Annotated in this window: 7 protein-coding genes and 2 tRNA genes; 5 read left to right on the plus strand and 4 right to left on the minus strand. The window is 42.9% G+C overall.

Annotation, left to right across the window (positions count from 1 at the left end; all coding sequences use genetic code 11):
• Positions 1–205: 205 nt before the first annotated feature.
• Positions 206–1,528 (minus strand): GHKL domain-containing protein, encoded by a 1,323-nt coding sequence (locus DWW81_RS09815; RefSeq protein ID WP_117897521.1) that lies wholly within the window; start codon positions 1,526–1,528, stop codon positions 206–208.
• A complete protein-coding gene (locus DWW81_RS09820; RefSeq protein ID WP_117897520.1) occupies positions 1,528–2,241 on the minus strand; it encodes a LytTR family DNA-binding domain-containing protein in 714 nt (237 codons plus the stop codon). The genes DWW81_RS09815 and DWW81_RS09820 overlap by 1 nt, the downstream gene beginning before the upstream one ends.
• 225 nt (positions 2,242–2,466) lie before the next feature.
• Between DWW81_RS09820 and DWW81_RS09825 the strand changes: the two genes are divergently transcribed.
• From DWW81_RS09825 to DWW81_RS09845, 5 genes are all read left to right on the plus strand, one after another.
• On the plus strand, positions 2,467–4,221 hold the full coding sequence (locus tag DWW81_RS09825; protein ID WP_117897519.1) for a GLUG motif-containing protein: 1,755 nt from the start codon (positions 2,467–2,469) through the stop codon (positions 4,219–4,221).
• Between the two features lie 202 nt (positions 4,222–4,423).
• The gene (locus tag DWW81_RS09830) at positions 4,424–6,334 is read left to right on the plus strand and encodes a GLUG motif-containing protein (RefSeq protein ID WP_117934661.1); all 1,911 of its coding nucleotides are present in this window, start codon (positions 4,424–4,426) and stop codon (positions 6,332–6,334) included.
• Positions 6,335–6,541: 207 nt separating this feature from the next.
• Entirely contained in the window at positions 6,542–8,068 is a 1,527-nt protein-coding gene (locus tag DWW81_RS09835) for an NPXTG-anchored protein (RefSeq protein WP_117897517.1), read from the plus strand.
• 505 nt (positions 8,069–8,573) lie between these two features.
• The gene (gene pckA / locus DWW81_RS09840; RefSeq protein WP_117897516.1) at positions 8,574–10,178 is read left to right on the plus strand and encodes a phosphoenolpyruvate carboxykinase (ATP); all 1,605 of its coding nucleotides are present in this window, start codon (positions 8,574–8,576) and stop codon (positions 10,176–10,178) included.
• Positions 10,179–10,299: 121 nt separating this feature from the next.
• A complete protein-coding gene (locus DWW81_RS09845; RefSeq protein WP_041337490.1) occupies positions 10,300–10,950 on the plus strand; it encodes a DUF6198 family protein in 651 nt (216 codons plus the stop codon).
• A 109-nt stretch (positions 10,951–11,059) separates the two neighbouring features.
• Here the strand turns inward: DWW81_RS09845 and DWW81_RS09850 are convergent.
• Both DWW81_RS09850 and DWW81_RS09855 read right to left on the minus strand, forming a co-directional pair.
• Positions 11,060–11,149 (minus strand) — tRNA-Ser (locus DWW81_RS09850).
• A 22-nt stretch (positions 11,150–11,171) separates the two neighbouring features.
• A tRNA-Ser gene (locus DWW81_RS09855) sits at positions 11,172–11,260 on the minus strand.
• Positions 11,261–11,444 lie beyond the last annotated feature (184 nt).

Below are 11,444 nucleotides of genomic sequence, written 5' to 3' on the forward strand. Positions count from 1 at the left end.
ATTACCTCCGATTTGTTTGATTTATTAACTTTATACGGAATTCTCTCCGTATTTTCAATTAGATTATAGCATTTTGCACAAAAGATGCAAGGAACATTTTATTAATGGTATGTGAATTATTTGTTGTGGCAACATTTGAAAATGCAAAGCTTGGAGGACGATAAAACAGAAAAAGCGGAGGCTCTTTGCGAGCTTTCCGCTTTTTTCATATGTTCAGCATTACGGAAGCGTAAAACATTCCGTCACCGTATTCAAATTTAGCTACGCCATTGTATTTGGCGGCAATGTTCTTGACAGACTCTGTGCCGATCCCTTTGCCTTTGCGTTTTGAGGAAAGGAAACCGCCTTCTGGGTCGGTGAGGATAGTTCCGGTGAAGGTGTTGTCCACCGCCAGGCAAAGGGAATAGCTGTCAGCCTTTGCTCTTATTATTATTTTTTTATTCTTTGCACTGTCAGACACGCAGCCGTGGATGGCGTTTTCGATAAGATTTCCGAAAAGCACAGAGAGGTCGGTTATGTCTATTTTTATATCATCTGGTATGTCAGCGCTCACCTTGTATTCAATGCCGCTGCTTTCCGCTATTTGAGCAAAATATGCAAGAAGTGCGCTTACAGATGTGTTTTTGCAGTAAATGTGTTCTGATATATCGGGCATAGAATCCCTGAAAGCGTTGAGATATTCCGAAAGCTTATCATATTCGCCCTTTTTCAGAAGCTCCTGCATAAGAGCGATATGATGTCTGACATCATGCTTATAGCGTCTTGTTTCTTTTATCTTATCCTGCAAATAGTCATATTGCAGGTTCTGCATTTCAAGCAGGTGGTTATTTTCCTGAAGCCGCAAATTTTTCTGTTGTTCGATGACCAACCGTGCCACGATGTAATACACCAGAAATGCTCCTGCGTTTATAAAGAACAGGGCTATGGTGTTCTTTGGCTCCAGAGCAAGCTCTAAGCTGCTTTTCGCAGAGTTGCCGTAGAGAGTATAATACCATATTATATAGAACGTAAATGGGATAAGCCAAAGATAGCGCCACTCCAGACCTGACGGCTCTCTTTCCACCGCAGGTGTGTAGACCTTTTTCATGTAGATAAAAAGAGGCCCCCATACCACGGCTTCTGTCATAAGCATACAAAGGGAAAACGACCAGCGGTATGATTCATAGGCAAGTGACGGGAACAGAATGCCCTCCAGACATTTTGAGGTAATGACGATAAAGCTTGCGTTATTTGAAAGCAGAAGCAGTGTGAAGCCTGTTTTGCCGACCTTGACCTTCACAGCGAAAAAGTAAAAAGCCGCATAGAGCAGGGTGCTGACTGCACTTAGCAGACCTGCATTTGTGCTGAAAAATGCCGCCTGCCAGCCTAAAAAGATCTGCACCAGTGAAAGAGCCACAACAAGTCCCACAGTAGCTGTTTTGGAAAAGCGAAGCCTATGCCGGAAGGGATAAAGGGCAAGCACCATAAGTGGCAGAAAATTCAGAAGGGAATATATGCCCACTTCCACAAGGCGGTATAAAGGAGGCATTACTGCTCACCGCCTTTTCGCAGATCACTGAAGCGAAACTGAGCGAAGGCGTCTAATGTTTCTCTGGATTTTCGGCGACTTATGGGGATATGTGTGCCGTCGCTCATTATGAAAAGGTCGCTTTTTTGCTGGGCTATCTCATAGAAATTCACGATGACGCCTTTGGTGGAGGTGTAAAAGTATGAATGACTGCAAAAAATGCTCTCGATCTCAGCGAAAGAATTTCTTGAAACTATGCTTTCACCGTCTGTGCAATGGATAGTCACGATATGTGACGCACAGTCTATGTAGATAACATTTCTGAGTATCACGTTCTGACCGTCGGGAAGCTTAACGGAACGCATACGATCAATTTCATCAGAACCGATCCTGTCAAGCATGGCTTTTACTTTGTCAGCCTGAAAGGGCTTGCAAAGATAGTAGCAGGCGTTGAGGTCGTAGCTTTCGCTTGCAAACTCGTTGCTTGAAGTGCCGAATGCGATATGGACGCTTTTGTCTGTTTCACGAAGCTTTTCTGCGACCTCTATCCCTGTCATTTTCCCCATGAATATATCAAGCACCACCAGATCATAAGCTCCCATCTGCCAACATGACAAAAAGCTTTCTCCGCTTGAAAACGTATCTATCTGACAGCTGTGAGCGGTTTGTTCGGAAATATATTCATGAAGAAGTGCAAGGTCGTTTTTATTATCGTCTACCAATGCCACTCTCATACTGTAAAAATCCTTTCTTATACATGATTTCTTAATATATAATAACACATATCAAAGCAAAATTCAAGCATTATTCATTTATTTTGTTACCGCTTGTGCAGATTTTTGACCGTTTGTGCTAAATTTATTGACAAAGTGTGTAGTCTGTGTTAAAATAATCATGTAAAATTATGTTCTGAGTAAAAAAGAAATATCAGCAACAAAAAATATTATGGAGGAATTAGAATGAAAAAGAAAATTTTAAGTCTTTTGGTGACGGGCTGTCTTTTGTTTGTGCCGACAACGGCATTTGCAGACGACAATAAGACGGTAATAAAAACTGTTGACGACCTGTTGGCGTTTTCAAAAGCGGTAAACAACGGAGATTATGACAAGAATAAGGACGCAGTTGTTGTTCTTGAAAATGACCTTGATTTGACGGGAGTTGTATGGACGCCTATCGGAAACGTTATCGGTAAAAACGGCTATATTGAACATTGTTTCAGCGGTAAATTTTACGGAAATGGTCATACTATTTCAAACATTGATTTTACGTCTATTTATGGTAAAGACGTGTTGGTCGGTTTCTTTGGCGATATCGAGGAAGCGGAGGTATCAGGTCTGACTATAGAGGGAAGTATTGATGTGACAAATACTGATAACGACTATACTTTTTATGGCACTATTGCAGGATTTGCAGGTGATTGTACTATTTCTGATTGTGTGTCAAACGTATCGTTCAACAATAACGGCAAATATGTTTATGGCTTAATGGGCATGGTAGGTCAGGCAGACGCCACAACTTTTGAGTATTGTGAGAACACAGCAGACATAACTATCTCAGGCGACAGCGGAAGTCTTTATGTGGGCGGTATAGTTGGATATGCACAGAATGGAACGGAAGTCCGCTATTGTTCAAGCACAGGCGATATGGTATATGCTGCACCAGACGCCGGCGGTATCGTAGGATGTTTGTATGGCGATTCCAAGGTCATAAACAGCTATGTTACAGGAAAACTCACGCCGGTTGGCAACGGAACCACAGATGTAGGCGGTATCGTTGGTTCAGTAGCCGGCGGTTCTGTAAGTGATTGCTATTTTGCAGGAGAAATTGACCTTTCACAGTATTCAGCCAGAAAGCCATATACACGTTTCGGCGGAATAGTGGGAAAAGATTCCTCGTCTACACCTGACTTTAAAAACAACTATTTCACAGAAACAGAAGATGTTGAAGCTTGCGGTTCAAATAAAGAAGCAGGCAAGGCTAAAGCATATGACTATATGACAACAAAAGAATTTTATGACGAGCTGACAGCTGACGGTGCAAAGTATCAGTATGTTGAGGGAAAAACGCCTGTCCTGCCAACTAAGGAATATGCAGTTGATTTTGAAGTAACACCTGCTGACCTGAAAAATGTTGTAATAAAGGTAGACGGAAAAGAGATAACAGGCAGCACTGCAATGCTTACAGCAGGTACTTACACAGTAGAGGTAACTGCTGACGATTGCGAGCTTCTCAGCAAGGAAATAACTATTTCAGCAGATATCGCAACACATACACAGGCTTTTGAACTTGCATACAAGTCAGCAGACTATACAGAGCTTGACAAGGCAGAAAAGGCCGCAAAGGCTCTCAACAAGGACGATTATGAGGATTTCTCAGAAGTCGAAAAGGCTCTTGCCGCTATTGACAGAACAAAGAACATCACAGAGCAGGCTGAGGTGGACGCTATGGCGAAGGCTATAAACGACGCTGTGGCAAACCTTGTAAAGAAAGCACCTGCTTCTTCACAGCCTGACAGCGTAAGCAGTTCCGATGCTTCGTCAGATACGAGCAGTTCCGCTTCCGACAGCTCATCTTCTGACAGCAAGTCAGACAGCAGCTCAAAGGCAGCTTCAAACGCTTCAAACACAAACCCATCGACCGGTGTTGCAGGCGGAGCATTCGCTCTTGCACTTCTGAGCGGTGCGGCTGTGGTCATGGCTAAGAAGAAAAAGTAATATATCTATTAAATGGATATATAAAGCAATTAAGTGGGACTTTCATACATTATTTGTTTAAATGGATACCGCTTGTGCGGATTTTTGACGGCTTGTGTCAAACTTGTTGACAAGTGTGTGGGTTGTGTTAAAATAATCGTGAAAAATTATGTTCTGAGTAAAAAAGAAATATCAACCCCGAAAATATAATGGAGGAATTAGAATGAAAAAGAAGATTTTAAGCCTTTTGGTGACGATGGGTCTTGCGGCAAGCTTAGTGCCTGTTTCTGTTTTTGCTGACGGTACAGAGGTCTGGGACGGCTCTGTAGCGGAGTCTTTTGCAGGAGGAAAAGGCACAAAAGATGACCCTTATCAAATAGCTACCGGCTCACAGCTTGCGTATTTTGCGAAAAGAGTGAACGCAGAGGAATATGGTGAAAAATATGCAGACACATACTTTGAGCTTACAGAGGATATCGACCTCGGTGGAAAAGAGTGGACTCCAGTAGGAGAAACTGTGGCGGATCTTATTATGGGTGGTCATGAATATTTTGTTTTCTCTGGCAACTTTGACGGAAATGGTTATACTATCAAAAATCTTACCATTGGAACAGAAACATCGCCATACAGTGGCGATGTATGCGGCTTGTTCGGTGCGACCAGCGGTACTATCGAGGACGTAGTTCTTGAAAATGTTTCTATAAACTATGTTGGCGGAAATCACAGCAGTGGATATGGCTTCCGCATGGGAGGTGCGCTTGTAGGTTATTCTATGGGCGATATAGTAAATTGTACTGTTATCGGTCTTGACATGAAAGCAGGCTCTGACGGCAGCTATGTTGCTCTTAACAGCATAGGCGGATTAGTAGGCGTTCAGGACGGCGATACAACAGTAAGCCACAGCCGTGTTTCCGGAAAGATAGAGGAATCAACAAAAAAGGGCAATGTTGGTGGCTTTGTTGGTACGCTCGCAAAAGGCTCATCTGCTAAATATTGCGGTGCAGACGTTTCTGTTGAGGTAACAGGAAATGGTCGTGGTATCGCAGTAGGTGGCTTCGTTGGAATAGGTAATGGAGTGACAATTGATGAAACTTTGATAGAAAATTGCTATGCCACAGGCAATATAACAGGTGCAGAATATGCAGGCGGCTTTGTTGGAAACATCTCAGGTCTTAACATTAGCAACTGCTATGCAAAGGGCGATGTAAGCAACTGTTTTGTTGGTGCGTCATTCATGGGTACTGACGCTGCAAGCAATAACTATTATGGCACTGTAAAGAATTGCTATGCAACAGGTCTTGTATCTGATATTTCTTCTTCCGCTTATGCTTTTGCAATGCAGAGCACCATGGAGAGAAGCAAGTTTGAAAATTGTTACTATAATGCAGAAAATACAGCAGATGCTGCTGAAAGTGCATTGCCGTACGCCATAGATGATATGAAAAAAGACGAGTTTGTTGATAAGCTTGGCGGTGAAGCCTGGACAAAGCTTGAGAACGATACTCCTGCCTGCGGTGCTGAGCCTGCTGACTACAGCAATGTTTATGAAGTGCTGGGTAATATTCCTGCCGACCTTTCTATCTACACAGATGAAAGCGTTGCAAACTTGTACAGTGCAGTTGAGGCTTTAAGAGGGTATAGAGATCTTGCACAGCAGTCAGATGTTGACAAAATGACAAATGATATAAACGACGCTGTTGAGGCACTTGTTTACAAGTCAGCAGACTATACAGAGCTTGACAAGGCAGAGGAAGCCGCAAAGGCTCTCAACAAGGACGATTATGAGGACTTCTCAGCAGTCGAAAAGGCTCTTGCCGCTATCGACAGAACAAAGAACATCACAGAGCAGGCTGATGTGGACGCTATGGTAAAGGCTATAAATGACGCTGTGGCAAACCTTGTAAAGAAAACACCTGCTTCTTCACAGCCTGACAGCGTAAGCAGTTCTGATGCTTCGTCAGATACGAGCAGTTCCGCTTCTGACAGCTCATCTTCTGACAGCAAGTCAGACAGCAGCTCAAAGGCAGCTTCAAACGCTTCAAACACAAACCCATCGACCGGCGTTGCAGGCGGAGCATTCGCTCTTGCACTTCTGAGTGGTGCGGCTGTGGTCATGGCTAAGAAGAAAAAGTAATATATCCATTAAATGGATATATAAAGCAATTAAGTGGGACTTTCATACATTATTTGTCTAAATGAATACCACTTGTGCAGGTTTTTGACCGTTTGTGTCAAAATAGTTGAAAAATTATTACTGTTCTGCTATCATAATTATAAGCAGGGCGGTTTTATAACGCAATGCAAATATGATATGAAATAGTATATTTCGGGAGGATAAAATATGAAAAAGACAAGAATTTTTAGCACAATGCTCGCAACGGTCATATGTATGGCATCTTTGCCTGCAATAAATGCTTTTGCGGCAAATCAGCAGAGAACTACAACTCTTGACCTTACAACGTCAGAATTTCAGAACGATCAGAAAAATGAAGACGAGGGCTGGAACTGGGACGCTGATACTCTGACGCTTACTCTTGACAATGTAGATTTTTCTACAGGAAATAAGTCGAGTATAAAAGTTGACGGCTTAAAGTCTACAACGATACTTTTCAAGGGTGAGAACAAGCTTGAATCATCAACAACTATTATTGGCAGGAATGATAAAGCCTCAAAAGATACTGGTTTGACTTTAAAAGGCGAAGCTAAAGAAAGTAAGCTTAGCCTTGTTGAAACAGGCAATCTTCCTTCAATGGATCAGCCAAATATCACCTTTGAGTCAGGTACAGTTGATATTCAGGGCGGTGCAGCCATTACTTTGTATACCATAAAAGTAATGGAAGCGGCTGTGAATATTGATACAACTATGGCAGACCCTGAAGATGGTTGGAACGATGGTCTGTATGCTAACGGTTCTATCGAGATATACGGCGGAGAGGTCAATGTTAAGGCTGGAAGAATAGGTCTGTTTGTTGTTGGCATAGGCGCTCCTGAGCCTAAGACAGGCTTGATCATAGAGAACGGAAAGTTAGATATCAATGGTAAACTTGCAGATATCTATGTTGGTTCAGGCAATACTAAGAATGCGGTAATTTCCGGCGGAGATATCACACTCGGTGGTGACATAGGAATTTTCCTTAACGATTGCGAAAAGTGCGAGATAAAGGGCGGTACATTCCATACTGATGAATGTGAAAAACCATTCGCAGTTCATAGAGACAGTTCGGCTGTATTTGAGTATGCAAAGGCAGATTATACAGAGCTTGACAAGGCAGAAGAAACTGCAAAGGCTCTTAATAAGGACAACTATGTGGACTTTACAGCCGTAGAAAAGGCACTTGAAGCTATCGACAGAACTAAAAACCTTACACAGCAGTCAGATGTTGACAAAATGACGAAAGACATAAACGATGCCGTTGCAGCACTTGTTTACAAGTCAGCAGACTACACAGAGCTTGACAAGGCAGAGAAAGCCGCAAAGGCTCTCAACAAAGACGATTATGAGGACTTCTCAGCAGTCGAAAAGGCTCTTGCCGCTATCGACAGAACAAAGAACATCACAGAGCAGGCTGATGTGGACGCTATGGCAAAGGCTATAAACGATGCTGTGGCAAACCTTGTAAAGAAAGCGCCTGCTTCTTCACAGCCTGACAGCGAGAACAGCTCTGATAATTCTTCTGATATATCAAGCAGTTCTGCTGTTGACAGCTCTTCTGCCGACAGCAAGGCGGCTGACAGCAAGTCAGACAGCAGCTCAAAGGCAGCTTCAAACGCTTCAAACACAAACCCATCAACAGGCGTTGCAGGCGGAGCATTCGCCCTTGCTCTTCTGAGCGGTGCGGCTGTGGTCATGGCTAAGAAGAAAAAGTAAATTAGATCTCCCCTTATGTTGATATTTCGGAGAAAGGCAGTTCCTTGAGGACTGCCTTTCTCTGTTTGCAGGAAAGCGGCGGCTGCCTGCATAATTCAGGGCGTTTTTTTGCAAAAAAACATAAAATGCAATTATTTTATATCGATAATGCAAAACGGTCTGCATAAGCCTGAGCTAACCCTTGACAATAGTCAATATCTTTTATTATCTATTTTATACCACGAAATTACATTTATTCATAAAAAATCGTTATAGATTTAAACGAAATGTAAAAAATCAGCTCACAAAATCTGCGTTTACCCTTGCAATTCAGAAAAATATGTGGTATAATTATATTGCTGTAATAGGAGCACAGCATGAAATGCTGGCAGTGTGTTTTCAATTGTCAGATGAATTTCTGTATAGCTTATGCTTTATAATAAGGAAAGAAAATGAATGCGTCAGCGTGTGCTGTTTCATTATAGCGCCTATTAACGATATTTTTTTGAAAAGGAGTTATTGCAACATGTCAAAGATCGATTTGAGCAAGTACGGTATCACCGGAACTACAGAAGTTGTTTACAACCCTTCTTACGAGCAGCTGTTCGAGGAAGAAACAAAGCCAACACTCGAAGGCTATGAAAAGGGTCAGGAAAGTGAGCTTGGCGCAGTAAACGTTATGACAGGCGTTTATACAGGCCGTTCACCTAAAGATAAGTTCATCGTTATGGACGAAAATTCTAAGGACACTGTTTGGTGGACTTCTGACGAGTACAAGAACGACAACCACCCAGCTTCACAGGAGGCTTGGAAGTCTGTTAAGGAACTCGCTATCAAGGAACTTTCAAATAAGAGACTTTTCGTAGTTGACGCATTCTGCGGCGCTAACAAGGATACAAGAATGGCTATCCGTTTCATCGTTGAGGTTGCTTGGCAGGCTCACTTTGTAACAAATATGTTCATCAAGCCAACTGCTGAGGAGCTTGAGAACTTTGAGCCTGACTTCGTTGTATACAACGCTTCAAAGGCTAAGGTAGAGAACTATAAGGAGCTTGGTCTTAACTCTGAGACAGCAGTTATGTTCAACATCACAAGCCGTGAGCAGGTTATCATCAACACTTGGTACGGCGGAGAGATGAAGAAGGGTATGTTCTCAATGATGAACTACTTCCTTCCACTCAAAGGCATGGCTTCAATGCACTGCTCAGCTAACACAGACAAGAACGGTGAGAACACAGCTATCTTCTTTGGTCTGTCCGGTACAGGTAAGACAACACTTTCTACAGACCCTAAGAGACTTCTTATCGGTGACGACGAGCACGGCTGGGACGACAACGGAGTATTCAACTTCGAGGGCGGCTGCTATGCTAAGGTAATCAACCTTGATAAGGAATCTGAGCCTGATATCTACAACGCTATCAGAAGAGATGCTCTTCTTGAGAACGTAACTCTTGACGAGAACGGCAAGATCGACTTTGCTGATAAGAGCGTTACAGAGAACACTCGTGTATCTTATCCTATCGACCATATCAAGAACATTGTAAGACCTATTTCTTCTGCACCTGCTGCAAAGAACGTTATCTTCCTTTCAGCAGACGCATTTGGCGTACTGCCTCCAGTATCTATCCTCACACCAGAGCAGACACAGTATTACTTCCTCTCTGGCTTTACTGCAAAGCTTGCAGGTACAGAGCGTGGAATCACTGAGCCTACACCAACATTCTCAGCTTGCTTCGGTCAGGCTTTCCTTGAGCTTCACCCAACAAAGTATGCTGAAGAGCTTGTTAAGAAGATGCAGAAGAGCGGTGCTAAGGCATACCTGGTAAACACAGGTTGGAACGGCACAGGCAAGAGAATCTCTATCAAGGATACTCGTGGAATTATCGATGCTATTCTTAGCGGCGATATTCTCAACGCACCTACAAAGAAGATACCACACTTTGACTTTGAAGTTCCAACAGAGCTTCCAGGCGTTGATCCTGCAATTCTCGATCCTCGTGACACATATGCTGACGCTTCCGAGTGGGAGACAAAGGCTAAGGATCTTGCAAGCAGATTTGTTAAGAACTTTGCTAAGTATGAGGGCAACCCAGCAGGTAAGGCTCTTGTATCCGCAGGTCCAAAGGAATAATCAATAACTCTGATACTATTATATAGTATAAAAGCTGCTGTGCCTTTTGGTGCGGCAGCTTTTTTGTGCTCTTGAAAAAGTGTGATGAAGGTGGTATAATTGGTATGGAGGCGAATTTAGTTTGGAAAAGAAGAATTATGCCGCAAGGGCGGCTATATATGCCATGGGGCTTGTGATACTTGCCGCAGGGATAACGATGAACATCAAAACAGGGCTAGGCGTATCCACTATTATATCAGTGCCATTTGCCATATCGAGTATATGGGACGTGAATTTTTCTCTTGTGACTTTTGCTACATATGCACTGTTCGTTGTGATAGAAATGATAATAAAAGGCAGCGACAGAACTGTTATAGACTGGCTGCAAATACCATTCAGCATTGTGTTCAGCCTGCTGCTGAATATGTTTTCAAAGCTGCTTGATTTCAATTTCGGACATTTGTGGCAAAACACGCTGTATCTTGCAGCAGCGATAATCTGCACGGGTGCGGGAATGTCAATGATGATAGCCATGAAGTTCGTGCCGAACCCAGCCGACGGCCTTGCTCAGGCTATAGGAAAAGCCTTTGGAAAGAACATGGGCTTTGGCAAGAATATACTTGACGCATCGTGTGTTGCCATTGCCTGCGTGATAGGTCTGCTGTTTGACAAGCGGATAATAGGTATCGGTATCGGAACGGTGGCGGCTATGCTCCTTGTGGGAAGGTGCGTGGCAGTATTCGATCATTTCTTTAAAGACAGAATGAAAAGTGCCGCAGGGCTTGCAGAATAAAAAAACGCCGCAGAGGACAGATATCTCTGCGGCGTTTGTGTATTTATATAATAAAAAAATCCGCTCTACATAACGTAAAGCGGATACAAGCAAAAGCTTAAACTTTTGCTGGCGCGGATTGAGAGATTTGAACTCTCGCGCCCGTTTCCAGACCTACTCCCTTAGCAGGGGAGCCCCTTCACCACTTGGGTAAATCCGCAAACCTGTATATATAAAAAATGTGGCGGACAGGGTGGGATTCGAACCCACGGTACGTTGCCGTATCACTGGTTTTCAAGACCAGCTCCTTAAACCACTCGGACACCTGTCCACATTAATTATTTGTTTTGTGTCGTTCTCTCTCAGCGACTTAATTATTATAGCACAGTTCATCTGTCTTGTCAACCCTTTTTTCAAATTTTTTTGCAAAATTTTTTGAAGCATAAATATTCCTTCGTATGCTAACGTGTAGGTTTGTCAATCATATTGGACACTATTATTAAGAAATTCGATAG

The organism is Ruminococcus sp. AF17-1AC, assembly GCF_003461385.1.
In the GTDB taxonomy this organism is placed as follows: domain Bacteria; phylum Bacillota; class Clostridia; order Oscillospirales; family Ruminococcaceae; genus Hominimerdicola; species Hominimerdicola aceti.

Bases quoted from the DNA above. Each gene is read 5' to 3' on its own strand.
- DWW81_RS09815 (WP_117897521.1), bottom strand. From the start codon at position 1,528: ATGCCTCCTTTATACCGCCTTGTGGAAGTGGGCATATATTCCCTTCTG.
- DWW81_RS09820 (WP_117897520.1), bottom strand. From the start codon at position 2,241: ATGAGAGTGGCATTGGTAGACGATAATAAAAACGACCTTGCACTTCTT.
- DWW81_RS09825 (WP_117897519.1), top strand. From the start codon at position 2,467: ATGAAAAAGAAAATTTTAAGTCTTTTGGTGACGGGCTGTCTTTTGTTT.
- DWW81_RS09830 (WP_117934661.1), top strand. From the start codon at position 4,424: ATGAAAAAGAAGATTTTAAGCCTTTTGGTGACGATGGGTCTTGCGGCA.
- DWW81_RS09835 (WP_117897517.1), top strand. From the start codon at position 6,542: ATGAAAAAGACAAGAATTTTTAGCACAATGCTCGCAACGGTCATATGT.
- pckA (WP_117897516.1), top strand. From the start codon at position 8,574: ATGTCAAAGATCGATTTGAGCAAGTACGGTATCACCGGAACTACAGAA.